At 71.4% G+C, this 26556-nt stretch carries 17 protein-coding genes; 7 read left to right on the forward strand and 10 right to left on the reverse strand.

The annotated features are described in order from the left end of the window. Nucleotides 1–201: 201 nt before the first annotated feature. Nucleotides 202–1110, forward strand: coding sequence for an alpha/beta fold hydrolase (locus ACFO0C_RS37280; protein ID WP_378071492.1), 909 nt, complete (start codon nt 202–204; stop codon nt 1108–1110). 53 nt (nt 1111–1163) lie between these two features. Here ACFO0C_RS37280 and fxsT read toward each other — a convergent pair whose 3' ends face one another. From fxsT to ACFO0C_RS37330, 10 genes are all read right to left on the reverse strand, one after another. Beyond that, entirely contained in the window at nt 1164–5021 is a 3858-nt protein-coding gene (fxsT, locus tag ACFO0C_RS37285) for an FxSxx-COOH system tetratricopeptide repeat protein (RefSeq protein ID WP_378071493.1), read from the reverse strand. Next, nucleotides 5014–6177, reverse strand: coding sequence for a TIR-like protein FxsC (locus ACFO0C_RS37290; RefSeq protein ID WP_378071494.1), 1164 nt, complete (start codon nt 6175–6177; stop codon nt 5014–5016). Before ACFO0C_RS37290 ends, fxsT begins: the two co-directional genes overlap by 8 nt. Then, nucleotides 6174–6839, reverse strand: a complete 666-nt coding sequence (locus ACFO0C_RS37295; protein WP_378071495.1) for a hypothetical protein — start codon at nt 6837–6839, stop codon at nt 6174–6176. The genes ACFO0C_RS37290 and ACFO0C_RS37295 overlap by 4 nt, the downstream gene beginning before the upstream one ends. Continuing rightward, nucleotides 6836–7630 (reverse strand): aminoglycoside N(3)-acetyltransferase, encoded by a 795-nt coding sequence (locus tag ACFO0C_RS37300; RefSeq protein WP_378071496.1) that lies wholly within the window; start codon nt 7628–7630, stop codon nt 6836–6838. The genes ACFO0C_RS37295 and ACFO0C_RS37300 overlap by 4 nt, the downstream gene beginning before the upstream one ends. After that, on the reverse strand, nt 7627–9831 hold the full coding sequence (locus ACFO0C_RS37305; RefSeq protein WP_378071497.1) for an FxsB family cyclophane-forming radical SAM/SPASM peptide maturase: 2205 nt from the start codon (nt 9829–9831) through the stop codon (nt 7627–7629). The genes ACFO0C_RS37300 and ACFO0C_RS37305 overlap by 4 nt, the downstream gene beginning before the upstream one ends. 25 nt (nt 9832–9856) lie before the next feature. Next, nucleotides 9857–10003 (reverse strand): hypothetical protein, encoded by a 147-nt coding sequence (locus tag ACFO0C_RS37310; RefSeq protein WP_378071498.1) that lies wholly within the window; start codon nt 10001–10003, stop codon nt 9857–9859. 198 nt (nt 10004–10201) lie between these two features. Beyond that, nucleotides 10202–10645: a metal-dependent transcriptional regulator gene (locus ACFO0C_RS37315; RefSeq protein WP_378071499.1), complete on the reverse strand. Its 444-nt coding sequence runs from the start codon at nt 10643–10645 to the stop codon at nt 10202–10204. A 12-nt stretch (nt 10646–10657) separates the two neighbouring features. Next, nucleotides 10658–11449 (reverse strand): ABC transporter ATP-binding protein, encoded by a 792-nt coding sequence (locus tag ACFO0C_RS37320; protein WP_378071523.1) that lies wholly within the window; start codon nt 11447–11449, stop codon nt 10658–10660. A gap of 5 nt (nt 11450–11454) precedes the next feature. Beyond that, nucleotides 11455–12516 carry a FecCD family ABC transporter permease gene (locus ACFO0C_RS37325; RefSeq protein ID WP_378071500.1) on the reverse strand — a complete coding sequence of 354 codons (1062 nt, stop codon included), beginning with the start codon at nt 12514–12516 and terminating at the stop codon, nt 11455–11457. After that, complete coding sequence (locus tag ACFO0C_RS37330) at nt 12513–13556, reverse strand: FecCD family ABC transporter permease (RefSeq protein ID WP_378071501.1); 1044 nt, start codon at nt 13554–13556, stop codon at nt 12513–12515. Before ACFO0C_RS37330 ends, ACFO0C_RS37325 begins: the two co-directional genes overlap by 4 nt. A 133-nt stretch (nt 13557–13689) precedes the next feature. On the opposite strand from ACFO0C_RS37330, the gene ACFO0C_RS37335 reads away from it, so the two are divergent. From ACFO0C_RS37335 to ACFO0C_RS37360, 6 genes are all read left to right on the forward strand, one after another. Further along, nucleotides 13690–14715 carry an ABC transporter substrate-binding protein gene (locus ACFO0C_RS37335; RefSeq protein WP_378071502.1) on the forward strand — a complete coding sequence of 342 codons (1026 nt, stop codon included), beginning with the start codon at nt 13690–13692 and terminating at the stop codon, nt 14713–14715. Next, nucleotides 14716–15309 (forward strand): GNAT family N-acetyltransferase, encoded by a 594-nt coding sequence (locus tag ACFO0C_RS37340; RefSeq protein WP_378071503.1) that lies wholly within the window; start codon nt 14716–14718, stop codon nt 15307–15309. A 73-nt stretch (nt 15310–15382) separates the two neighbouring features. Beyond that, nucleotides 15383–15616, forward strand: coding sequence for a phosphopantetheine-binding protein (locus ACFO0C_RS37345; RefSeq protein ID WP_378071504.1), 234 nt, complete (start codon nt 15383–15385; stop codon nt 15614–15616). Further along, entirely contained in the window at nt 15613–17106 is a 1494-nt protein-coding gene (locus ACFO0C_RS37350) for an FAD-dependent oxidoreductase (protein ID WP_378071505.1), read from the forward strand. Before ACFO0C_RS37345 ends, ACFO0C_RS37350 begins: the two co-directional genes overlap by 4 nt. Beyond that, the gene (locus ACFO0C_RS37355) at nt 17103–17324 is read left to right on the forward strand and encodes an MbtH family protein (RefSeq protein WP_378071506.1); all 222 of its coding nucleotides are present in this window, start codon (nt 17103–17105) and stop codon (nt 17322–17324) included. The genes ACFO0C_RS37350 and ACFO0C_RS37355 overlap by 4 nt, the downstream gene beginning before the upstream one ends. A 76-nt stretch (nt 17325–17400) precedes the next feature. Next, a partial coding sequence (locus tag ACFO0C_RS37360; RefSeq protein WP_378071507.1) for an amino acid adenylation domain-containing protein occupies nt 17401–26556 on the forward strand: 9156 nt, incomplete at its 3' end.

Below are 26556 nucleotides of genomic sequence, written 5' to 3' on the forward strand. Positions count from 1 at the left end.
TCGAACCTTGGGGGCGGTCCGGTACGTACCACCCGTCGGCACGCGGGCGATTTCACTCGCGGGAAATTCTCCCCGTGTCAGAATCGGGCCGTAATCGGTGGGGACACCTGGTCTTCCGGACCGTTCCAACGACGACCGTGACTGAAATAGGCTGGGCGTCGGTTCCACGTAGAGTGATCGGATCGTCAGCGGGGAGTGTATGTGTCTCGCGACTTCAACCGCCGGTATGAGCTCAAAACCCGCGATGATCGCCTTCTCCGCTTCGATGTCGCCGGGCATCCGGAAGGTTCGCCGGTCCTTCTGCTTCACGGCTCTCCCGGCAGCCGGCTCGGTCCGAGACCCCGCAGCAGCGTCCTTCACCGGCTCGGCATCCGGCTGATCACCTATGACCGACCTGGATACGGCGGCTCGAGCCGCCATCCCAAACGTTCCGTCGCCGACGCCGCTCACGACATCGAGGACATCGCCGACAATCTCCGGCTGGAGCGCTTCGCGGTGGTCGGCCGCTCTGGCGGGGGCCCGCACGCGCTCGCTGCGGCCGCCCTGCTCCCCAGCCGTGTGACCCGGACGGCGGTGCTGGTCGGTATCGCCCCGTCGGACGCTGAGGGCCTCGACTGGCTGGGCGGAATGAGCGAGGACAACGTCCGGGAGTACGAGACGGCCGACGACGACTGGCCGAAACATGTCGAGCGCCTGCGGCTGCTGGCCGACCGTGCCCGCCGTGACCCGGAGTTCATGGTGGAGAACATCCGCCGCCAGATGACCGCTCCTGATCGCCAGGTGCTCGACGACATCGCGATCCGGCGGCTGCTGACCGAGACCTATGTGGAGGCCTTCGCTCAGGGCCCGTTCGGCTGGATCGACGACGTTGCCGCGTTCCGGTCGGCATGGGGATTCTCGTTGGCCGAGATCGTCAGCCCGGTGCTGCTGTGGCACGGCGCGGACGACAACTTCTCTCCGGTCGGTCACGCCCGGTGGCTGGCCCAGCAGATCCCGCACGCTGAGATCCGGATCGTGGAGAGCACCGCTCACTTCGGGGCCGTCGAGGTGCTGCCCGAGGTCCTGTACTGGCTGGCCGTCGGACGATCGATGGCTGCCGACCGGCGCTGAAACTCGGTCGCTGCCGGCGCGGGCCGGGAGGATGCAGACCGGCGGGCCCCTGATCAGAACGGGTGCGGGTCGAGCATGCGGTGCAGGTAGCGGCCTTCCTCCAGCGCGACCACCGCCGGGTGTGTCTTGCCCAGCGCGCTCTCCAAGCGGTCGGCGGCGTCGTCGGAGTCGGGCACGCCGGTGGCGCGGCGTATCAGGGCCCGGTTCGCCGCGCAGCGCAGTGTGTCCGGGTGGTCGGGGCCGAGCACCTCGCGGTGCCGTTGCATGGTCGCGTCGATGATCTGCAGTGCCGTGCCGATCTCGCTGGTCTCGGCGTGCAGCACCGCCAGGTTCTGTTCGGCCGCCAGAGTGTACGGATGCCACGGCCCCAGCACCTTCCCGAGTTCCCGTGCCGCCTGATGGGCGAACGTCAGCCCGGTGCTCGAATCGCCCCGCGCGCGATGGGCGGCGGCCAGGTTGTTCAGGCACACCAGCGTGTGCGGGTGCCGCAGGCCGAGACTGGCGCCGTACGCCAGCCGCACCTCCTCCAGCTCACTGATGGCGCTGCCCACCTCACCGGTCGCCTGCAGACTGACCGCTCGGCTCAGCCGGCACGCCAACGTGTCCGGATGACTCGGCCCGACCGCCTCGTTGAGCTGCTCGTACGCCTCCTCCAGCAGAGTGGCGGCCTGTTTCTGGCGGCCCGCGCAGCCCAGCGACACCGCCCAGTTCGCCTTGGCGCTGAGCGTGCGGTACGACGTCGGGCCGAACACCTGCTCGTGCTGCCGTGCGACCTGTTCCAGCAGTTCCACCGAGGCCTGGTACTCGCCGGCCTCGCGCAGGTCACGCCCGAGGTTGGTGCCCGTGCCGAGCGTACGCGGATGATCCTCGCCGTTGATCATCTTGTTTCGCTCGTAGAGCTCCTCGTCGCGGGCCCGGGCCGCCCGGAAGTCACCGGCCAGCCGCTGGGTGGTGGCCAGGTTGTTCAGCGCCGACAGGGTCCGTGACGAGTCCTCGCCGAAGTAGTCCGTCCACGCCGCGTACGTCAGCTCGTCGCGTTCCTGCGCCTCCTGGTAGCGGCCCAGCGCCCGCAGGTCGCCGCCGAGCCCACCGGCGGTCATCAGAGTGTGCGGGTGGGTGGCGCCGAGCAACTCGGACTGCTCGGCCAGGACCTGCTCGTCGAGGGCGCGGGCCTCCTCGAAGTGGGCCGACTCGCGCAGGATGTTGGCGATGTTGAACCGCAGGTTGAGGATCTGCCGGCGCAGCGACCTCCGGCCGGCTTCGTCGGTCTGGTAGCGGAGCATCTCGTTCCACCGGTGGTCGACCTGTTCGCCGAGCCGGCGGCCCTCGGGCAGGGCGCCGTTGTACCAGAGGTACCGCACCCGGTCGATCATCAGCTGGCGGACCTGCTCGTCGTCGCACTCGGCGGCGCCGGACATCTCCAGGTGCGGCCACAGCATCCGGAACCGGGGCCACGAGCGGGAGTCGTCGATCTCGTTACGCGGCCGCAGCCCGGCCAGCGCGAGGTGGATCTCGTGCCGGGTCTGCCGCAGCTCCTGCGGGGTCATCCGGTTGCGGACCGCGTGTTGCAGGAGCCGGTGCACCTGGATCTGGCTGCGCGCCCGGTCCAGTTTCAGCAGGGCCAGCCGATTGATGTGCTGGACCAGGGCGTGCCGGTAGAGCCGGACCGACATCTCCTTGTCGTAGCGGCCCAGCAGGTCGGCCAGCTCATCGCTGGTGATCAGGTCGAGGGTGATCTCCGGGGCCAGGACCGAGCAGAGCTGCAGCAGCCGGTACGCCGCCGGCGATCGTTCCTGCAGCAGTTCCAAAGACAGGTTCCACACCTGGTCGACGGTGCGGTCCGGGCCCTCCCGCTCGACGCGCCGCAGATATTCGCCGACGTGCTCGCCGGTCTCGGCGAGCCACGCGCCGGTCGCCGCCACCGCGATCGGCAGGTCGCCCAGCGCGATCGCGATCCGTTCGGCCTGCTCGGTACGGATGGTCGGCACCCGCTGCCTGAGGTGGGCGATGCTCTCGTGCCGCTCGAACACGTCGATCGTCATCGGCTGCGCCCGCTCACCCCACTGACTGTTGCGGGAGGTGATCAGCACGTGGCCGGGACCCTGCGGCAGGAACGGCAGGACCTCCTCGACGGCCTCGGCGTTGTCGAAGATGATCAGCCAGCGGGCGTGCGGTGTGCCCTGCTCCAGCGCGGTGATCACCGATCGCGCCGCGTCCAGGATGCTGGACTGCGGCGGCGCCAGGCCGAGGGCCTTGCCCAGGTCGGACAGGGCGATGTCGAGGAACTTGGTCTGCTCGGCGTCGACCCACCACACCACGTCGTAGGAGTTCTTGAAACGGTGGGCGTACTCCAGCGCGACCTGGGTCTTCCCGACACCGCCCATGCCCTGCAGCGCCACCTGGAGCGTCGGTGCGGTGCCGGACACCACGACCGGACGGCCGCCGCGTAGCCGGGCCCGCAGTTCCCGTAGGTCGGCCTCACGGCCGGTGAACCGTGCGTTGCGGACCAGCGGGTTGAACACGAGAGGCGGGCGGCCCGGGTACCGCGCACCGATGGCCAGCGGGTCGACGTCATCGACGACCCGCCCGACCAGGCGCAGCACCCGCTGCATCGCCACCTCCATCGTCTTGCCGCTGATGAACGCCGACGACGTCAGCGGATAGGACGGCAGCGGCGAGATGTCGTCGATGTAGACGGCGAGTGAGGGACGCGCCCCGGCCCGGTTGCGGGGCACCACGTCAGTGGGCGTGGCGGCGATCGCGTGCGAGATCAGGGTCAGGCGGCGGCCGGTGTCACCGACGGGGCGGCCACCGGTGTCGTGGACACGCAGCCCGGCCGCGGCCAGCAGCCCGCCGATCCACTCGGCCCAGGCCGAGTCCTCCGGCGCGTACTCCAGCGTCACCTCCTCCTCGGCGAGGGTGACCTGGCGGACGAACCGGTTGACCGTGCGCAGCCGAAGCGCCTCGTCCACCGGCGGCATCGCGATCACCTCGCCGTCGGTGATGTGCGCGGTGATCCTCTCGTAGGCGGCGAGCAGCGACGTGGTCTGGGCGGGCAGGTCACCGAAGGTCGCGAGGATCTCCTCGTAGGCGTAGTAAGCGCGGTACGGCACCTCGACGGAGTTCCAGTACCGGGTGCGCTCGGCTGGGGACATGCCGGCCGGCAGCCCCGGGAAACGCTGCATGGCGAAGGCCCGTCCGGCGTCGGCCTTGTTCTTCTCGGCCGGGTCGATCCGCATCGGCACCGGCAGCACCCGGATGTCGCGCTGCAACGTGTTCCGCGCGACCTCGGCGGCGACCTGGGCCGCGCCGGCGATGCCCTGCTCGCTGAAGGTGAAGCAGTCGACCAGCACGTCCGGCAGCTGCACGGTGCAGATCGCGGCCACGTCACTGAGCCCGGTACGGCTGTCGATCAGCGTGTAGTCGTAGTTGGCCCGCATGTCCTGGCGCAGCGCGTCCAGGAACAGGCCGCCGCCCATCCTCTCGTAGAAGTCGTCCCAGTTCATCCCGGTCAGGTTGGCCGCGTAGTGCGGGTTCTGCCGGCCGGCGGACAGGAAGTCGAGGTGGCCGCCGGGGGCGAAGTGATCCCAGTCGAGGGAGAAGGCGTGCTGGCCGACCCGGGCCAGTCGACCAGGCCAGCCGTTCTCCCTCTCCGTCCTCCTCGCGGTCTCCCACTCGTAGGCGCGGACCATGTCGATGACTCCGCTAGCGGCCTCGACGGCCTCGGCGCGGACGAACGGCACGAAGAAGCGGTGCAGGCCAGGCGATTCGAGGTCCCAGTCGGCGACCAGCACCCGCTTGCCGTTGGAGGCCAGGATCCAGGCCACATTGGCCAGTGCCATGGTCTGCCCGGTGCCGCCCTGGAACGAGTAGAACGTCACCACTTTGCCGAGGGGCGGCTGCTCACTCATCATCACTCGTCTCGACAACGTGTCGTCGCGATGGGTCGTCGATGCCGAGTCGTGGCAGCGCCGGGCCCTCCGGCAGCTGGACGGCGGCGTGCCGGATGAAATGGCGGCGGGCCTCGCTCACCACCGTCCGCATCAGCTGCGCCAACCGTTCCACATCGAGTGCACGGTAGACACGGGCCGCGCCGAGATCGGCCAGCCGCGCCTCGGCTCGGGCGAGCAGGTCCGCGCCGTCGCGCGGGAACCGCGGATCGGCCCGGTCGGCCACCAGCACCGGGGTGATCCAGCTATGCAGGTGGCCGCGGAAGACGTCGAGCGCGCCGGTGCCGCCCGGATGCCACGGATCGACCAGGATCATCCCGGGCGAGCCGTCGAGAATCTTCAGCTCGTCGGCCCGGTGGACGATCCGGACCGCGAGACCCTGCTGCTCCGCGCGGACCGCGGCGAACTCGGTGATCGGGACGTCCGGGCCGCCGCCGTACGGCAGCCAGGCCAGCTTGGCACCCGGGCCGGTGCTGACCGCCACCACGAACGGCGTCTCCCCGGACGGCAGGTCCGGCACGGCGACCTGGTCGAACGGCACGGTCCGGCTGGCCGGCAGCCACCGCCGCTCGGTCACCTCGACGATCCGCCGCGCGAGTCGCTCGATGATCCGGTGATAGTGGTCGCGGTAGGCGGTGAGCCGCCCGAGCGCCCGCAGACCGTTCTCCGCGTACTCCGGGATGCCGGTGCCGAGCGGCAGCGCCGCCGTCACCTCCGCCTCCTGGCCACGGTCGGTGACCGGCAGCCACAGCACCGGGATCACGTGCGCTCGCGCCGCTTCCGGCTCACCGGGGAACGCCCGCGCGAGCCGCTCCAGGAACACCGCCCGCTCCCGCATCGGCCACGACTTGAGGAAGTAGCCGGGGGAGTAGAGCGGCACGAACACCTCGGCCCGGCCCAGTTGCTCGGCGATCGTCGCCTTCGACGTGGTGCCCGGGGCGAGCAGGTCGTCGACGAACCCGACGGTCGCCGGATCCCGGCCGAGCAGCCGGCCGACCGCCGCCGACAGGTCGTCGAAGCAACTGCGGACCCAGATGTCGGCGTCCCGGTCACCCGACGAGGTGCCCGGCGCAGACTTGGCGTAGGAGAGAAAGAAATAGCAGCGGTCCGGCGTCATCGCGTCGCCTCCGTGAAACTGGCGCGTAGATCCTCGACACCGTCCGGGACGGCGGGCAACACGCGGTATCGTGCGTGGATACGCTGGATGTGCATCGCCAGCTTCCACACGATCGCGTCGTAGATCGCGGTCTGCCCGGTCCGGGCCACCCCGAGCAGCCCGTCGGCCAGATAACGTGCCGTCCAGTCCTCATCGGGCAGCCCGCTCGGGGTGAACATGTCGACCGCCGCGACCGGACCGGGCAGCGACTGCTCGAACGGCGTCCACAGCACCGGGACGATCGCGCTCTCCGTGGCCTGGCTCGCCCCGCCGCGCGACACCACCCGGCGGCGGGTGAACACGTCCCACTCGCGAGGGCACCACGTGCTGTGGAACAGGTACGGATACGACACCAGGCACACCATCACCTGGCAGGTGCCGACCGCCTGGAGCACCGTCTTCTGCCACAGCTCGCCGGTCCCGCGGCCCAGGTCCAGATAGCCCGAGTCACCGCCGACCGGTGAGCCGATCAGCTCGTTGACCAGCTCGCTCAGGTCGTCGAAGAGACGGACCACGTTGCGGTTGGGCTCGCGGGGCGGCCCGGCCGGGCGGGACCGGTCCGGACGGGAGTAGCTGAGGAAGAACACCGGCGCGCCCGGATCGTCAGCATTCACCTCGGTCACGGGTCGTCCTCCCTCCACCGCCGGTTCTCAGTCAACCACCGCACCGCAAAATCGACCGCCCCGCGCAACGGCGTCAGCAGTGCCTCGGTCCGCCCGATCCGGCCACGACGCGACCCGCCGGTACGGTCGAACGCCGCCCCCAGCTCCGCGAAGTCCCGGTCGTCGTGATCGATGCCGAGGAAGTGCTCGGTGACCCGCTTGCCGTCCCGGTCCACGAAGCACGTGTACGTCTTGCGCCGCGGCCGCGGCACCCGCCCCTCCGCCAGATGCAGGCCGGTGCACCGCTCCCACCCGCAGCCGATCATCAGCTCGTGCGCTCCGGCCCGGTAGAGCGCGCCCACCGGTGACCGCTCACCGAGATGACAGTCCAGATCGTGCACCGCCATGAACTCCTCCGCCCGCGGCCCGGCCGCCGCGAACGACGTCTGCGGATGTCCACTGCGGACGGTACCGGGCGCCAGGCGCACGTGCTCGGCGAACGCGCCCATCCCGGTCGACGCCATCGACGGCGTGAAACCCGGCATCGCGTCCAGGTAGGCGGCCAGCCGTGGCCCGTCCAGCCCGCGGGTCGCCTCCCGGAACACCGGGCTGGTCGTCGAGTTGTGCGCGGTGTGCGTCGGCACCACGATCGTCGCGCCCGGGCCGGCGACCTCGCGGAGCGCGTCGAGCAGCACCTGCGGGCCGTCGCGGGGCGGGCCGAGCCGCCGCAGCGACACGTGCACCACCAGGTCGCCGGCCGGCAGGCCGAGTGCCCGCAGATCGGCGGCCAGGCTCGCCCGGTCGGTTCTCACCCCGGCCACTGTCCGATCGTCGCGGCCAGCCGGCCCACGAAACGCCGGCCCTCCGCGGTCAGGGCACCCGAGTCCGACAGACGTCCGATGGCCTCGACCGTCCAGTCCCGGTACATCGCGTAGTGCTTGGCGGCGCCGTCCTCGCCGCGCGCCGCCCGGTGCCGCCACATGCCGGCCACCGTCAGGTGCGCGTAGATGCCCTGGAGCACCAGCTCGGCCGGGCGCGGATCGGGCCGCCAGCCGACCCGCACGAGCACGTCACTGTCCGGGTCGACCAGGTCGATCAGGTCGAGAATCGCGCCCAGTTTGCTGTGCTGGAACTCGTGCACCAGCATCACGGCGAGCGCCGCCGGGTCGGGGGTGAGGGCGATGCCGAGCGCGCCGTACGCCTGCCGGGACGTGGCGCTGCGCAACGTCACCGGGTCTCCGACCAGCGGGGTGATCGTGGTCAGGCCGCCGGCCAGGCCGGAAGCCTGCTCCGGGGCGTCACGCAGCACCGACGGCCAGGCCGCGCGCAGCGCCTCCGCCCAGGATCGCCGGTCGTCATCGCTCAGCGGGCCGGCCGGTGGCCAGCCGTGACAGTCCCGGTACGGGTCGGTGTCCTCCAGCAGGATCGTCACGTCGTCCAGCGCCACCGAGGCGGCCGGCGCCCAGCGGGGATCGCCCGGGACCAGACGGGCCGTGCCGCCCGGCCAGCGAGCCGTCCCGTCGCCGGTGACCTCCACAGTGGTCACCTCGGCCGGCACGGTCAGGGTGCCCAGGGTCGGTAGATGGACCCGGCCGTCCCGGGGCGTCACCGTCACGTCGTCCGGCACGCCGGCGATCACCGCGGCCGCCGCCACCAGATCGGCGAACCGCTCGGGGCCGTCCTGCCCGGCGAGGTGACGGACCGCCCACGTCCGCACGAACGGGTGGGACAGCACCCGCCGTACCGCCGCCGGATCTTGATCGTCGATCTTCTGCAACAGTGACCAGGCCGGGCCCGGCAGGCCGTCGGCCGCGGTGACCAGCAACGCCCGGTTGATCGCCACCTGGGTGGTGGTCAGGTGCCCGACGGCGATCGCGTCGCCGCCGCCCGAGGCCAGCTCGTCGAAGGCGGGCCAGGGCAGTTCCGGGTCACTCTGCATCGCGGTGACGAGTCCCTTCAGGTCGGCGCAGTAGACGGACGGATTGTCGAAACCGGAGCCGCTGCGGAACCGGTGCGCGTAGAGCCCGCCGCCGCAGCGCGACACCACCGGGCAGGCGCGGCAGGTGGCCGACAGCCCGGCCAGGCCGCTCTGCCGGTGCCGCATCGCCGGGGTCGCCACCAGGTCGTCGACCGAGGCGGTGAACACGGTGAGGCCGGTCGCCGCCGCCCCGTGGAACGCCGTCTTCATCGAATCCGGCTGCTCCCACGACCCGTCGGTCTCGACCACCGCCAGGTCACCGCGGTCGGCGCCGACCGACTCGACACCCGACTCACGCCCGGCGGCGGTGGCGTGCAGCGCGTCGAACAGGCGGATCGGTACCGGACGGCCGTCGGCGAGCCAACGGCGATAGACCCGCAACAACCATGCGGCGTACGGAGTACCGCCGGCCGTCCACAGCGGAGGAGGTTCGTCCCATGTCGCGTGCGGCAGCAGCAGATCGATGCGCGGCGGCTCCTGCGCCAGCAGCGCCTCGTAGACGGCGATCGGATCGTTGCGCACGTCGATCGTGCACAGGATCCCGGCGTACGCCGCCCGGAACCGCGGCGACCGCAGCAGCGCCAGCCCCCGCAACGTCCGGTCGTGGCTGCTCGCCCCGTTGCGGTACCGCCGGTGCAGGTCGTTGGCGGCCCGGTCGCCGTCCAGCGACACACCGGCCCGCACCCCGAACTCCAGCAGCAACTCCGCCATCGGCTCGTCCAGACGGATGCCGTTGGTCTGCATCCGCAGGTCCAGGGCGGTCACCGCACCCACCACCGACCGCAGGACCGTCAGGATCTCCCGCAACCGGGTGCGGCCCAGCAGCAGCGGCTCCCCGCCGTGCAGGACCACCCCGGCCGACGGGAGCCGGTGCCGGACCGCGTGCTCGGCGATCCGCGCGGCCGTACGCTCCGCGACCACCACCGACATCGTCGACGGCCGGTCACGCCAGGTCTGGTCCGCGTGCTCGTAGACGTAGCAGTGATCGCAGGCCAGGTTGCAGAGCTCGTGAACCTTGAGGACGAACTGGCGCACCGGGCTGGCCGGCGGCGCCGCGCGCTCAGATGGCCGACTGGAACGCGGAGACGTCAGAAGGCCGCTCCCGTGCCGCCACCCGGTCCGCCGGAGCGGCCGACCGCATGATCCGGTTGACGATTGCCGTGACGCCGGCCGCGGCCCCGCGGTCCAGCGGGACGGTGGTGGTCATCTGGCCTGATGTGGGTTCTTCCACGACGCTTTGTCTCCCGGGTGATCAGGACGAGCGAGTGTGTAGATCATTGTCAGCCAACCGGCGAATTCCACGTTACTCCATGGTCGGTGACGTGGTGTGTGTGCGGGCCGGAAGCAACGCCGTTCAACCCGATCGGACCCCACGACGGTTGGTGCGTCCCTCCGACCGAGCGCGTTACGTACCGAACCGTTGCTCATGTGCTTGGCGCAGCTCACGCAGGCCGGGGATCCGCAGGCCGCACGCGGTTCGGGTGGGGTGGCCGAGCCGCTCGTGGATGCGGCGTTCGGCGCTGGTGGTCAGCACGTGCCCCCACTCGACGGACTCCGGGTGGGCCTGCTCGTGGGGCAGGCCGATGAGCGAGACCAGCAGCAGCTCGGCGAGCCGTTGGCGGCGCAGGATCGTCACCGCCAGCCGCCGCCCGCGCCGGGTGAGCCGCAGCGTGCGGTCGGGGTCGTCACGGATCAGTCCGTACCCCTGGAGCCGGGCGATGTTCTGGCTGACCGAGGGCAGGCTCGCGAAGGTCCGTTCGCCGATCCGGGCCCGCATCGGCGGCACCCGTTCCTCCTCGAGCTCCAGGATGATCCGCAGGTAGGTCTCCGTGATGCGCGACGACGCCACGTGGGCGGCCCGTCAGACGGCGCGGGGTAACGGGACGATCAGCGGGGTGCCGGTCACCGGGTCGGGTATCACCATCGCCTTCAGGTCGAACACCTCGTCGAGCAGGCCGGGGTTGAGGACGTCGGCGGGGGTGCCCTGGGCGGCGATGCGCCCGTCGCGCATGGCGACGACGTGACCGGCGTAGCGGGCGGCCAGGTTCAGGTCGTGCAGCACCATGACGATGGTCCGGTCGCGTTCCCGGTGCAGGCGGGCGATCAGGTCGAGCACGTCGATCTGGTGGGACAGGTCGAGGTAGGTGGTCGGCTCGTCGAGCAGCAGCATCTCGGTCTCCTGGGCCAGCGCCATGGAGATCCAGGCGCGTTGCCGCTGGCCGCCGGAGAGCTGGTCGACGGGCCGGTCGGCGAGTTCCCGCATGCCGGTCCAGTCGAGGGCCGCGGTGACGATCTCCTCGTCGGCGCGCGACCACTGGCGGAACCAGTTCTGGTGCGGGTGACGGCCGCGCATCACCAGGTCGGTGACGGTCAGGCCGGGCGGTGCCACCGGGCTCTGCGGGAGCACGCCGATGACCCGGGCGATCTCGCGGGTGGGGATGCTGTCCAGCGGCCGGCCGTCGAGCAGCACCTCACCGGAGCGGGGGCGCAGCAGCCGGGCCAGGGCGCGCAGCAGTGTGGACTTGCCGCAGCCGTTGGGGCCGATCACGGCGGTCACGGTGCCGTGCGGGACGTCCAGGTCGAGGTGGTCGACGACGATGTCGTCGGTGTAGCCGAGGCACAGCGAGCGGGCCTGTAACCGGGCGGCAGGAATGGTGGTCACGCCGTCGTCCTTCGGTTGGTGCTGATCAGGAGCCAGATGAGGTAGGGCGAGCCGAGCATCGCGGTGACCAGGCCGACGGGCATCTCCCGGCCGGGCAGCACCACGCGGGCGAGCAGGTCGGCGGCGGCGACGAGCAGGGCACCGAGCGAGGCCGACGCGAGCAGCGGGGGACGGGAGCCGCCGCACAGCCGCAGGGCGATCTGCGGGACGGCGAGGGCGACGAACTCGATCGGGCCGGCCGCGGTGACCGCGGCGGCGGCCAGGCCGACGGCGGTGAGCACCACGGCGAGGCGGGCTAGTTGCAGCCGTACGCCGAGGCCGCGGGCCAGGTCCTCGTCGAACTGCATGGCCTGCATGGTGAACGCGGTGGCCACGGCGAGGGGCAGCAGGACGGCCAGTCCGGCGGCGAGCGGGTTGATCTGTGCCCAGTCGACGCCGGCGAGGGAGCCGTTGAGCCAGATGGTGGCGCGGGTGGCGTCGACGATCTCGGCGCGGACCAGGAACCACTGGACTCCGGCGGTGAGCAGTTCGCCGACGGCGATGCCGATCAGCACCAGGCGGAACCCGTCGATGCCGCGCCGCCAGGCCAGGAAGTAGACGAGGGCGGCCGCGGTCAGGCCACCGGCCAGGGCGGCGAGCGGTACGCCGGTGGCCGCGGAGCCGCCGAGGACGATGACGGCGACCGCGCCGAGTGAGGCCCCGTTGGTGACGCCGAGGACGTCCGGGCTGGCCAGCGGGTTGCGGGCGAAGGTCTGGGTGAGCGCGCCGGCGACCGCGAGGGCCGCGCCGACCAGCAGCGCGCCGAGGACGCGGGGCAGGCGCAGGTCGAGCACGATGAGCCGCTGGGCCGGTGTGCCGCCGCCGGCGAGCACGTCGACGACCTCGGTGGGGGAGATCGGGAAGCTGCCGCGGCCGATCGCGACGACCGCGACGGCGAAGGCCGCGGCCAGGGAGATCAACACCACGGCGGCGGTACGGACGGAGAAGGTCCCGGAGAACGCCCCGGCCCGCAGGACGTGACGCCCGGACGGCCGGATCGGTGTGGTGGTGGTCGTCACAGCTGCACCGTCCTGTTGCGGCGGACCAGGGCGATGAAGAAGGGCGCGCCGACGGCGGCCAGCACGATGCCGGTCTGCAGCTCACCGGGGCTGACGATGACCCGGCCGATGACGTCGGCGGTGAGCAGGACGGTCGCGCCGGCCAGGGCGGAGCACGGGATGAGCCAGCGGTGGTCGGGGCCGGTGAAGGCGCGGGCCAGGTGCGGGACCATCAGGCCGAGGAAGGCGATCGGGCCGCAGGCGGCGGTGGCCGCACCGGCGAGCAGGACGATCGCGACGACGCCGACGGTGCGGGCGACGGCGATGCGCTGGCCCAGTGCCCGGGCGATGTCGTCGCCGAGGCCGAGCGCGTTCAGGGCGGGCGCGTTGATGAGGGCGAGTGCCAGCCCGGCGACGATGAACGGCGCGACCTGCGCGGCGGTGCCGGCGTCGCGACCGGACAGTGAGCCGACCACCCAGAACCGGAACGCGTTGAGGCTGGCGTCGTCGCTGAGCAGGATCGACTGGGTGAATGAGGCGAGCAGCGCGCTGACCGCGACGCCGGCCAGCGCGAGGGTGATCGGTGTGGGCCCGCCGCGCCGGCCGGCGGCGGTGGCGAACACCACGACGCTGGCGATCAGGGCACCGGCGAAGGCGAACCAGATGTAGCCGGCCGGGGTGCGGGCGCCGAGCTGGATGCCGATGACGACGGCGAACGAGGCGCCGGCCGACACGCCGAGCAGCCCGGGCTCGGCGAGGGCGTTGCGGGTGTGGCCCTGCATCAGGGTGCCGGCCGTGCCGAGGGCGATCCCGACCAGGAGCCCGAGGATCGTCCTGGGCAGACGGAGCTCGCGGACGATGGCGGTGGCGGCCGGGTCCCGGCCGGGGGAGAGCAGGGCGTCCCAGACGGCGGCCGGATGCAGATTCTGCGCCCCGACGGCGAGACTGACCATTGTGGCCAATAGGACGGTAATGGCCAGAACGGCGAGCGTGAGGAGCCGTTTATGTCCGTTGATACCGCGTTCTGTCGCTGCCGGGTGAACCCGGCTCGGGGCGGTCATAGAGGACTCCTGAATTCACACATGGACTCTCGTCGAAGAAAGGGTAGCCTTACCAAACGAAGGACCCTGTATTGCCTCCGGATCCCGTTGTCGCTTAGGTTAGCCTTACCTAACAAGAAGCGCGAGGTTCTTCATGTCCTTTGTTCTGCGTCCGGGCCGCCGTGCGTTCGTGGCGGGCATCGCACTCGCCGCAGGGCTGTCGCTGCTGAGCGGGTGCTCCAGCGATTCCGGTGACAAGGCGGAGCCGACCGGCTCGACCGCCGCCGCCGCGGTTGCCTACCCCGTCACCCTTACCCACAAGCTGGGTACGGCGACGATCGAGAAGGCGCCCCAGCGCATCGTGGCGCTGTCCGATGCCGACCTCGACGCCCTGCTGCTGCTGGGCGTGCAGCCGGTCGGCATCTCCGAGTCCGCCGGCGAGGGTGGCGTCACCCCGTGGGCCAAGCCGCTGCTGACCGGCTCGCCCACCGTGCTGACCGCCGGTGACACCGGCTTCGACGTGGAGAAGATCGCGGCCCTGGCGCCCGACCTGATCCTGGCCGGCGGCGACTACTACATCGCCGACGAGTACGAGAAGCTCAGCAAGCTGGCGCCGACCACGGCCTACGAGACCACCGGCGCCTTCGAGGACCCGTGGCAGGGCACGGTCCGCCAGGTCGCCAAGGCGGTCGGCAAGAGCACCGAGGCCGACAAGCTGATCGCCGACGTCGAGGCCAAGGTCGCCGCGGCCAAGACAGCGCACCCCGAGTTGGCCGGTAAGAACTTCACGCTGGCCCAGATGTGGGAGGCCGGCTCGATCGGCGTGCTGCGCTCAGACAAGGACGCCGGCGTCAAGATGCTCAACGACTTCGGGCTGCAGCTCGCGCCGGGTGTGGCGAGCCTGGAGGGCGACGAGTTCGCCGTGCAGCTGAGCCTGGAGAAGGTCGCGGTGCTCGACTCCGACGTGACCGCGATCTACTACGCCGACCCGGCCCTGCAGCCCACTCTGGAGGGCAACTCGCTGTTCAAGGGGCTGAACTCGGTGAAGAAGGGCTCCTACGTGGCCCTGACCGCCCCGCAGTTCTCGGCGCTGCGCACCCCGACGCCGCTGTCGGCGCAGTACGTGATCGAGAACGTCGTCCCCGTCATCTCGGACGCCGCGAAGAAGTCGGCCGCCTGAGTGTCGGCCCGAGAAGTCACCGAGGGTCTCGCCGCGGCGGTCGTCGCGGCGGGCCCGCCCCCGGTGCCCGACCCGCCCGCGCCCTGGTCGGTGCGCGGGCTCACCCCGGGCGGCGGTGACCCGGAGCTGGTCAGCGCCTGGATGAACGAGCCGCATGTCGCGCTCTTCTGGGAGCAGGACTGGCCGCCGCAGCGGTGGGCCGAGACCCTCGCCGAGCAGCTGGCGGGGGACTGCACCCGGCCCTACCTGGTGTCGTACGACGGGGTGCCGTTCGCCTATGTGGAGGTCTACCGGACCCCTCGTGACGTGGTGGGGCGCCATTACCCGTACGACATCCATGATCTTGGTCTGCACCTGGCCATCGGCGACCGGGAGCGGACCGGCAAGGGCCTGGGGCGGGCGATGGTGCGTGCCCTGGTGGGCGCGTTGCACCAGGCCGACCCGCGGATCCGGCGGGTGCTGGCCGACCCCGACGAGCGGCACACGATCGCCCGCCGGATGTTCGTCGGCGCCGGCTTCCGGCTCCTGGGCGTCAGCGATCTTGGTCACAAGCATGCTGCGCTGCATGTTTACGACTTTTCGCCCAACGTGTGAGATAAGCCGCTTTACGTGTAGGAAATAGTAAGGTAAGCCTTACCTAACACGTTCGAATCGAAGGAAGCCACGAATGACCGCACCCCTGAGCCTCGACCGCGTCCGCACCGACGTCGCCGAGGTGCTCGACGAGGAGCCCGGCAGCTTCGCCGACGACGAGAACCTCCTCGACCGTGGTCTCGACTCGATCCGGCTGATGAGTCTCGCGGTGCGCTGGCGAGAGGCCGGCGCCGACGCCGGATACCTCGACCTGGCCAAGGAGCCGACGGTCATCGCCTGGCACAAGCTGCTGGAGGGCAAGCGTTGAGCGCCATCATCGAGAACACCGACGTCGTCGTCATCGGCGGCGGGCCCGGCGGGTCCACCACGGCCACCCTCCTGGCCAGACGCGGCCACCGGGTCGTGCTGCTGGAGAAGGAGACCTTCCCGCGCTACCAGATCGGTGAGTCGCTGCTCCCGTCCACGGTGCACGGCATCGGCCGGCTGCTCGGCGTCACCGAGGAGCTGGAGGCGGCGTCCTTCATGGTCAAGCGGGGCGGCAGCTTCCGCTGGGGCACCAACCCCGTGCCGTGGAACTTCCTGTTCGCCGTCGCCCCCGAGCTGTCCGGCCCGACCTCGTACGCCTACCAGGTCGAGCGGATGAAGTTCGACGACATCCTGCTCAAGAACGCCGCGAAACACGGCGTCGACGTCCGGGAGAACAGCCCCGTCACCGAGGTCATCGGCGACGACGAGCGGGTCCGCGGCGTCAGGTACACCGGCCCCGACGGTGTGCGCCACGAGATCCACGCGACGTTCGTGGTCGACGCGTCCGGCAACCGCAGCCGCGTCCACCAGAACGTGCGCGGCGAGCGGATCTACTCCGACTTCTTCAAGAACATCGCCCTGTTCGGGTACTTCGAGGGCGGCAAGCGCCTGCCCCAGCCGGACAGCGGCAACATCCTCTGCGCCGCCTTCGACGAGGGCTGGATCTGGTACATCCCGCTGTCGGACACCCTCACCAGCGTCGGCGCCGTGATCAGCCGTGAGCACGCCGCCAAACTCCAGGGCGACCAGGAGCAGGCGCTGCTCGGCTTCGTCGACCGGTGCGCGATCGTCAAGGACTTCCTGGCCGACGCCACCCGGGTCACCGAGGGCACCTACGGCGAGATCCGCACCCGCAAGGACTACTCGTACACCAACTCGACGTTCCACCGGCCCGGCATGGTGCTCGTCGGTGACGCCGCCTGCTTCATCGACCCGGTCTTCTCCACCGGCGTGCACCTGGCCACCTACGCCGGCCTGCTCGCCGCCCGGTCGATCAACACCGTGCTGGCCGGCGAGAACACCGAGGAGCGGGTCTTCGAGGAGTTCGAGGGCCGCTACCGCCGCGAGTACCGGGTGTTCTACGAGTTCCTCTCCGCGTTCTACGACATGCAGAGCAACGAGGAGTCGTACTTCTGGAAGGCCCGCAAGGTCACCAACTTCAACGCCACAGACCTGGAGGCGTTCGTCAGCCTCGTCGGCGGCGTGCACTCCGGAGAGCAGGCGTTCACCAGCGCCGACCAGCTGGTCAGCGAGTTCCGGACCTCCTCCGGCGACCTCGCCGACGCCGTCCAGCGCACCGGCGCCATGGACACCGACACCGGCGACAAGATGCACCACCTCTTCGGTACGCCGGTCGTGCGCGAGGTCATGCAGGAGATGAACAACGTGCAGGTGCGCGGCGTCCTCGGCGAAGCCGCCCGGGAACTGCCCCTGCTGGAGAACGGCCTGGTCCCGTCGGCCGACGGCCTGGCCTGGACGGAGGCGAAGTGACGACGAACCCGTTCGAGGACGCGGACGGCCGCTACCTGGTGCTGGTCAACCACGAGAACCAGCACTCGCTGTGGCCGGCCTTCGCCGACGTGCCGACCGGCTGGACCACCGTGTTCGGTGAGGACGGACTCGCCGCCTGCCAGGAGTACATCGAGCAGAACTGGACCGACATGCGGCCCGCGTCGCTGATCGCCCAGATGGACGCCGCAGCCCACTGACCGGCCGCCCCACCCGCGGACCGCCGCGCCGTCACCGGCGCGGCGGCCCCCGCCCTGCACAAAAACGGAGCAACAAGTGCCTGACCGTCTCGAACTCACCGCTGCCCAGGCCGGTGTCTGGTACGCCCAGCAGCTGGACCCGGGACCGGCGTTCACCACGGCCGCCTGCGTCGACATCGACGGCGACGTCGACCCGGCGCTGTTCGAGCGGGCACTACGGCACACCCTCGACGACGCCGAGGCACTGCGGATCCGGGTCACCGCCCACGACGGCGAACCGGTGCAGGAGATCGTCGCCGCCCCCGCCTGGGACCTGCGGGTCCTCGACCTCGACGAGGACGCCACCGAGTCGTGGATCCGCGACGACCTGGCGTCGCCGATCGACCTCGCGGCCGGGCCGGTCTTCGCGCAGGCGCTGATCCGGCGCGGGCCGGGCCGCTGGACCTGGTACCAGCGCTGCCACCACATCGTGATGGACGCCTACACGTCCGCCCTGGTCGCGCGCCGTCTCGCCGCCGTCTACACCGCGCTGGCCGCCGGGACCGAGGTGCCGGAGAACCCGTTCGGCACGCTCGCCGACGTCGTCGCCGAGGACGCCGCCTACCGGGGCAGTGAGCGCCGGGAGACCGACCGGCGGTTCTGGCAGGAGCACCTCGCCGGGCTCGAAGCGCCCGATCTCGCCTCCGGCTCGACACGGCCCAGCCCCACTTTCGTACGCCGCATCGCCGCTCTCCCGGCATCGACCGGACGTGGACTCACCGCCCTCGGCAGGACCGTCAAGGCGACCCGGATCGAGGCCGTCCTCGCCGCGATCGCCCTCTACGTGCACCGGATCACCGGGGCGGCGGAGGTCGTGCTCGGGCTGCCGATGATGGGGCGGCTCGGGTCGGTGGCCGCGAACGTGCCGGTCACCGCGGTCAACGTGCTGCCGCTGCGGATCGCGGTCCGGCCGGCCGACACGGTCGGTGAACTGATCGCCCGGGTCGCGGCACAGATCAGGGCGATCCGGCCGCACCAGCGGTACCGCGGGGAGGACATCCGCCGCGACCTCGGACTGGTCGGCGGGGAACGGCGGCTGGTCGGGCCGTGGGTCAACATCAAGCCGTTCGGGTCGACGCTCGACTTCGGCGGGGCCGTGGGCGCGCCACGTTACGTGTCGGCGGGGCCGGTCGACGACCTGTCGATCACGCTCGACGACCGGGGCGGGGACGTGCTCGAACTCGCCGTCGACGCCAACCCGGCCCGGTATCGGGAGAGCGACGTCGACGGGCACACCACGCGGCTTGCCGCTCTGCTCGACGCGCTGGCCGGTGTGGACGCGGGCACTCCGACCGGGCGGCTCGGGCTCCAGGACGCCCCGGTCGTCGATGACACCACCCATGACCTGCCGGGCGCGGATCTCCTCATGCTGATTCGTGAGCAGGTACGGCGTACCCCCTCAGGTTTGGCATTGATCGAACCCGGCGGTGCGTCGCTCAGCTATGCCGACCTCGACCGTCGCGTCGAAGACCTCGCCGCGGTGCTCGCCGCGCGGGGTGCGGCGCCGGGCCGGATCGTCGCGTGCTGCCTTCCGCGGACCGCCGACCTGCTCGTCGCGTTGCTGGCCGTGCAGCGGACCGGGGCCGCCTACCTGCCGCTCGACCCCGACTTCCCAGCCGACCGCCTCGCCTGGATGCTCACCGACAGTGACCCCGCCCTGCTGGTGACCGTCGCGGCCGCCCGCGCGCCGCAGAGCGATGTGCCGACATTGTGGCTGGACCAGCCGCTGCCCTCGGTTCCCCCGGCTTCCGACGTCTCCTTCCTCGCGTCCTTCCCCGCGTCCTTCCCCGCGTCCTTCTTCGCGGACGACGCCGCCTACGTTCTGTACACCTCCGGATCGACCGGCCGGCCCAAGGGTGTCGTCGTCACCCGGGAGAACCTGGTCAACTTCCTGCTCGCGATGCGTGACGAGGTGCCGCTGGACGCCGGGGACCGGCTTCTCGCGGTGACCACTGTCGGTTTCGACATCTCCGGGCTCGAGCTGTACCTGCCGCTGCTCAGCGGGGCCGCCGTCGTGCTCGCCGCCAAGGAGGCCGTCCAGGACCCGGAAGTCCTCGCCGGCCTGGTCCGCCGGACCGGAGCGACCGTCGTGCAGGCCACCCCGACCCTGTGGCGCGCGCTCGCCGACGTGCCCGGTGGTGCCGCCGCGCTGACCGGGCTTCGGGTGCTGGTCGGTGGCGAGGCGCTGCCCCCGGAACTCGCTTCCGAGCTGCGCAAACACGCCGCCGAAGTGACCAACCTGTACGGGCCGACCGAGACGACCATCTGGTCGACCGCGCAGCGGCTGCACTGCGACACCGTCACCGTCGGTCACCCGATCTGGAACACACGCGCCTACGTGCTCGACGCGGCGCTGCGGCCGGTGCCGGACGGCTTCCCCGGCGAGCTGTACCTCGGCGGGGCCGGCGTGGCCCGCGGCTACCTGAACCGGCCCTCGCTGACGGCCGCCCGTTTCGTGGCCGACCCGTGGGCGCCCGGGGAGCGGATGTACCGCACCGGCGACCTGGCCCGGCGCCTGCCGGACGGCACGTTCGACGTGCTCGGCCGGGTTGACCAGCAGGTGAAACTACGTGGCTTCCGGATCGAGCTCGGCGAGATCGAGACCGTCCTGGAATCCGGTCCCGGCGTGGTCCGGGCCGTGGTGATCATCCGCGAGGACCGGGCCGGGGACCGCCGGCTCGTCGCCTACGTGACCGGCGCCGCCGACCCCGACGTGCTGCGCCGTCAGGCCGCCGAGGCACTGCCCGACTACATGGTCCCGGCCGCGATCGTGCTGCTCGACACGCTGCCGACCACCCCGAACGGCAAACTCGACCGCAACGCCCTGCCCGCGCCCGACTACGCCGCGGCCGTTCCCGAGACCGCCCGCACCCCGCAGGAGGAACTGCTCGCCGGCGTGTTCGCCGAGGTCCTGGGCGTGCCGGCGGTCGGTGTCCGCGACGACTTCTTCGCCCTCGGCGGGCACTCGCTGCTCGCCGCCCGGGTCGCCGCCCGGGTGCGCAGCCTGCTCGGGGCCGATCTCGCGCTACGGGACGTGTTCGAGGCGCCCACCGTGGCCGGGCTCGCCGCCCGCCTCGCCGCCGCCGGCCGCGCCACCCGGCCCGCGCTGCTGCCCGGCACGTCCGCCGGCGCCACCATGTCCGCCGCCCAGCGGCAGATGTGGACACTGTCGCGGCTGGACGGGCCCAACCCGACCTACAACCTGCCGCTCGCGCTCGACGTCGACGGGCCGCTCGACCTGGACGTTCTCGCCCTGGCACTGAACGACCTGGTCACCCGGCACGAGCCGCTGCGAACCGTCTTCCCGGCCCGCGATGGCCTGCCGTATCCGCGGGTCCTCGCGCCGGACGTCGACTTCGCCGCCGGTGACGACATCGACGCGGCCGTGCGGGAGCCGTTCGACGTCACGGTCGCGGCGCCGCTCCGGGTCCGGTGGATCCCGTCGCAGCGCGTGCTCCTGCTGGTCGTGCACCACATCGCCGGGGACGAGTGGTCGCTCACACCGATGCTCGACGACCTGGCCACCGCCTATGCCGCCCGGCTCGACGGGCGTGCCCCGGCCTGGGCGCCGCTGCCGGTCAGCTACAGCGACTACGCCGCCTGGCAGGAGACGCTGCCGGTCGACGTCGGCTTCTGGCGGCAGAACCTCGACGGCATCCCCACCGTGCTGCGCCTGCCCACCGACCGTCCGCGCCCCGCGACCGCCGGGGAGAGCGGAGGCACCGTCGGCGTCCGCATCGGCACGGACCTGGAAGCCGGGCTGCGGCGGCTGGCCCGGGAACACGGCGTCACCCTGTTCATGACCGTGCAGGCGGCGGTCGCGGCGCTGCTCAGCCGGCTCGGCGCGGGCACTGACATCCCACTCGGCACACCGGTCGCCGGCCGCGGCGACGACGTCCTCGAACGGCTCGTCGGGTTCTTCGTCAACACGGTCGTGCTGCGGACCGACGTGTCCGGCGACCCGACCTTCGCCGCCCTGCTGCAACGTGTCCGGGAGGCCGACCTCGCCGCCCTCGCCCACCAGGACGTGCCGTTCGAACGCCTCGTCGACGAGCTCAACCCGCAGCGCACCCTGGCCCACCACCCGCTGTTCCAGGTGATGGTGTCGTATCAGGCGGCGTTGCCGCAGGTCGCGGGCTTCCCGGGGCTCACGGTCACGCCGCGGCTGGTGCCGACCGGGACGGCCAAGTTCGACCTCACCTTCGACGTGGCCGAACGCGACGGCGGCCTGGACGCCAGCATCGAATACCGCGCCGACCTCTTCGACGAGGCCACCGTCGTGGCCCTCGCCGACCGCCTGATCACCCTGCTGACCGCCGTCACCGTCGCCCCGGACCAGCCGATCTCCACGGTCTCCCTGCTCAACGACGACGAGCAGACCAACGACTGGCAGGGGGTACGCCGCCCGGTGCCGCCGCGGACACTCGGGCAACTCTTCGCCGCCCAGGTGAAGTCGGCGCCGGACGCGGTCGCCGTCGAGGACGGGGCGCTCACCCTCACGTATGCCGAACTCGACGCCCGCGCCAACCAGCTCGCACACCGCCTGATCGCCGACGGCGCCGGCCCGGAACGGGTCGTGGCCGTCCTGCTGCCCCGCTCAGCCGACCTGATCGTCGCGATGCTCGCCGTGACCAAGTCGGGCGCGGCCGTCCTGCCCCTCGATCCACACCACCCGGCTTCCCGCCACCGCCTGCAGATAGCCGACGCCAACCCGGTGACCGTCATCACGGAGGTGCCCCCCTTCGCCTCCGCCCCGTCCACCTCCTCCGCGGCGTCGGTGTTCGGGGTGATTGGTGACGTGTCCGATCCGGGTGTTGACGTGCTGCTGGACCACCCTGCCTACGTCATCTACACGTCCGGGTCGACCGGGCGTCCCAAGGGCGTCGTCGTGCCGCACCGGGGTCTTGCCTCGTTCGTCGAGAGCGTGCGCGACGGGTTCGGTGCCGGGCCGGGCACCCGGGCTGCGCAGTTCGTGTCACCTGGCGTGGACGTCGCGTTCAGTGAGCTGGCCGCCACCGTGCTGTCTGGTGGGACGCTCGTCGTCGTGCCCGAGGACGTGCGTCTCGGGGCCGGGTTGGGAGCTTTCGTCGCCGAGCGGCGGATCACCCACGTCGACCTGCCGCCCGCTCTGCTGGCCGCGCTCGACGAGGCGGTCATCCCGGCCGGGGTGACGATCACCATCGGTGGCGAGGCCATGCCGGCCGACGCGGTGCGGCGCTGGCAGCGTGAACACCGGCTGATCAACGCATACGGGCCGACCGAGACCACGGTCACCGCCACCACCTGGGAGGCGACGGACGACTTCGATGCTGTCCTGATCGGTCGGCCGGAACTCAACCGGTCCGCGCATGTGCTCGACGAGTGGCTGCGGCCGGTGCCTCCGGGCGTGCCGGGGGAGCTGTATCTCGGCGGTGACGGTCTGGCGCGGGGTTACCTCGGGCGGGCCGGGCTGACCGCGGCGCGGTTCGTGGCTGACCCGTTCGGGGAGCCCGGCGCACGTCTCTATCGCACGGGTGACCTGGTCCGGCGCGCCCGGAGCGGGGAGATCGAGTTCCTCGGACGCACCGATGACCAGGTGCAGATCCGCGGGTTCCGGGTGGAGCCGGGCGAGGTCGAAGCCGTGCTGGCGGGCCATCCCGAGGTAGCACAGGCCGCTGTCGTCGCTCGCGGCGGAAGGTTGATCGCCTACGCCCGCCTCCGCGACGGCGTCTCGGCGCACTCCGTCAATGTTGACGGCGTCAACATTGATCCAGTCAACATTGATGCCGTCAATGTTGATGCTGTCAATGTTGATGCTGTCAGTGTTGAAACCGCCGGCGTTGATGCCGTCAACGTTGCGGTCGGAAATGTTGAGTCGGTAAAGGTTGACTCAGTAAATATTGCGGCCGGAAATACTGACTCGGTCGATCTTGACGCTGTCAATGTTGAACGGGGCGATATCGAGCTGGTCCGCATTGATCTCGTCAATGGCAGTCCATTCAATGGTGTCAATGGTGAGCTTCTGCGTGAATACCTTGCGGCAGCATTGCCGGCTCCCTTGGTTCCGGCTGTGGTCGTGGTGCTTGATCAGTTCCCGCTCACCGCCAGCGGCAAGATTGACAAGAACGCGCTGCCGGAACCCGGCGCCGAGGCTGCTGGCGAAGCGCCCGAGACGTCGGCTGAGTGTGTGCTGGCCGGACTGTTCGCCGGGCTGCTCGGGCTGGGGGACGATGCGGTCGGGCGGCATGACGGGTTCTTCGCGCTCGGTGGAGACAGCATCCTCGCCATCCAGCTCGTCTCCCGCGCCCGGAGTGCGGGGCTGCAACTCGCGCCTCGGCAGGTCTTCGAGCACCAGACCGTTGCCGCGCTTGCTCACGCGGCCGGTGCCGTCACCGTGGGGCGGAGCGTCGACTCCGGTGTGGGCGTGGTCCCGGAGACACCGATCATCGGCTGGCTTCGTGGGCTCGACGCGCCGATCGACCGGTACTCGCAGGCGCTGCTGGTTCGTACCCCCGCGGGATCTGACGCCGAAAGGATCGCGGCCGTGACGCGCGCCGCCCTCGCGCCGCACGACGTGCTCCGTGCTCGCCTTGTCACCGCGGCGGACGGGCGCTGGGCCCTTGACGTCCCCGCCGGGGAACTCGGCCTCGACCTGCGGGTCGTCGCCGGTGACTTCGACATCGCCGAGCGGGAGGCCGCGGCCGACCGGCTCGATCCGGCCGCCGGGATCATGGTGCAGGCCGTCTGGTTCGACCGCGGTGACCAGCCCGGACGGCTGCTGCTGGTCGCGCATCACCTGGTCGTCGACGGTGTTTCGTGGCGGATCATCGCCGAGGACCTGGCCGCTGCCGCTCGGGGGGAGACCCCGGTGGCGAGTGGCACGTCGTTCCGGGGGTGGGCCGCCGCGCTGCACGGGAACGAAGCCGAGCGCCCGCTCTGGGAGCGGATCGTCGACGGGCAGTCCGGGCAGGTCAGCGAGCCTGCGGACAGTCTGCGGCGGATCACCGTCACCGTGGATCCGTCGATCACCGGGCCGTTGTTGTCGACCGTTCCGGAGACGTTCCGGGCCGGGGTGCAGGATGTGCTGCTCGCCGGGCTCGCCCTGGCTCTCGCGCGGCGCACCGGCGGGCACACCGAGACCCTGATCGGCCTCGAAGGGCACGGCCGTGAGGAGCAGGTCGTCCCGGGTGCCGACCTGGTTCGGACCGTCGGGTGGTTCACCAGCGAATACGCCCTCCGGCTTCCGGCCGCTGCGGGAGGTCCGGCCGCTGTCGTGCGTGGTGTGAAGGAGCGGCTGCGGGAGATCCCGGACGGCGGCATCGGCTACGGGCTGCTCGGCTTCGACGCCCGGCCCGAGGTCCTGTTCAACTACCTGGGCCGGTTCAACGCGGCGCCGGCCGAAGGCCGTTTCAGCGCCGGGGCGCCGGAGGACCGGATCGCTGCGGCGCCGGTGGAAGGCCGGATCGGCACCGGGCCGGCGGAGGGCCGGATCGACGCGGAGGCTGCGGCTGCTGACTGGACGATCGCCGGGGAGCTGCCGGTGGCGCACGCCACCGCCGACCCCCGGATGCCGGTCCGGCATCGGCTGGCGGTCAACGCCGCCGCTGTGGACGGCGGGGACGGACCGGTGCTGCGGGCCGAGTTCAGCTATCCGGCGGCCGCGCTCGGTGACGTCGAGGCCCGGCGGATCGCCGACGACTGGCTGGCCGCCCTGGTCGCCCTGCTGGCCGCGGCGCACGCACCCGGCGCGAACGAGCTCACCCCGTCCGATGTGCCGCTGTCCGGAATCGGCGCGGCCGAACTGGAGGTGCTCACCACCCGCTTCCCCGGCCTGACCGACGTGCTGCCGCTGTCACCGCTTCAGGAGGGCCTGTTCTACCTGGCCGACCTGGACGAGGACACCGACGTCTACACGGTTCAGCAGGTCTTCACCCTGACCGGCACGGTCGACGTGGCCCGGCTGCGGGCGGCTGCGGCCGCGCTGCTGGACCGCTATCCGAACCTGCGGGGCGGTTTCACCCGCACCGACTCAGGTTTGGCCGTGCAGTTCGTCCCGGCTGTCGCTGAGGCGTCGTTCACCGAGGTCACGGTCGCTGCCGAGCAGCTGGACGAGCTGATCGGGGAGGAGCGCCGACGCCGGTTCGACCTGGAGGCGCCGCCGCTGCTGCGGTTCGTGCTCGCGCACCTCGGTGACGGCGACCACCGGCTGATCCTCACCCAGCACCACCTGCTGATGGACGGCTGGTCGGGGCCGCTGGCCATGCGCGACCTGTTCGCGGCGTATGCCGGTGGGAAAGCCCGCGCCGATGGCATGACCGAGCCGCCACGCCCCTTCACCGACTACCTGGCCTGGCTGGCCGCCCAGGACCACCTGGCCAGCGAGACGGCCTGGAAGAACGCCCTGGCCGGCGTGGACGAACCCACCCGCGTGGCCCCGGACGCACCACCGATCGCCACGCTGCCCGAGGTCGCTGAGATCGTGCTCACCGAGCAGGACACCGCCCGCCTCACGGCCACGGCCCGCCGGTACGGCCTGACACTCAACACGGTCGTGCAGGGCGGCTGGGCACTGCTGCTGTCGGCGATGACCGGCCGCGACGATGTCGTATTCGGTGCGACCGTCTCCGGCCGCCCGGCGGACCTGCCCGGCGTCGAGGACATGGTCGGCCTGTTCATCAACACCGTCCCCGTCCGCGTCCGCCTGAACCCCACCGAGACCTGGACCGATCTGCTGCGCCGCGTCCAGTCCGAACAGGCCGCGCTCCTCGACCACCAGCACGTCGGTCTCGCCGCGATCCAGCGGGCCACCGGCGTCAGCGGAGATCTTTTCGACACGCTCACCGTATTCGAGAGCTACCCGGCCACCGGCGGGCTCCCGCAACTCGACGGCCTGCGGATCAGCGGCGGCATCCCGGTCGACGCCACCCACTACCCGCTGAGCCTGGTCGTGGTCCCGCACGCCGCCCTGCGACTGCGTCTGGAGCACCGGCCCGACCTCTACGACACCGCCGCGGCGACCGCGATCCTCACCCGCTTCCGCGACCTGCTCGACGCGTTCGTCACCGCGCCCGGCACGCCCCTGACCTCGGTGCGGCCCTCCGGCACGCTCGCGCTTCCCGGGCCAGCGCTCGACGTGCCTGACGGCACGATCCTCGATCGGTTCGACGAGGTGGTCCGGCGGACGCCCGATCTGGTTGCGGTCCGTTTCAAGGAC

Origin of the sequence: Actinoplanes subglobosus, assembly GCF_042650585.1 — a bacterium.
In the GTDB taxonomy this organism is placed as follows: Bacteria; Actinomycetota; Actinomycetes; order Mycobacteriales; family Micromonosporaceae; genus Actinoplanes; species Actinoplanes subglobosus.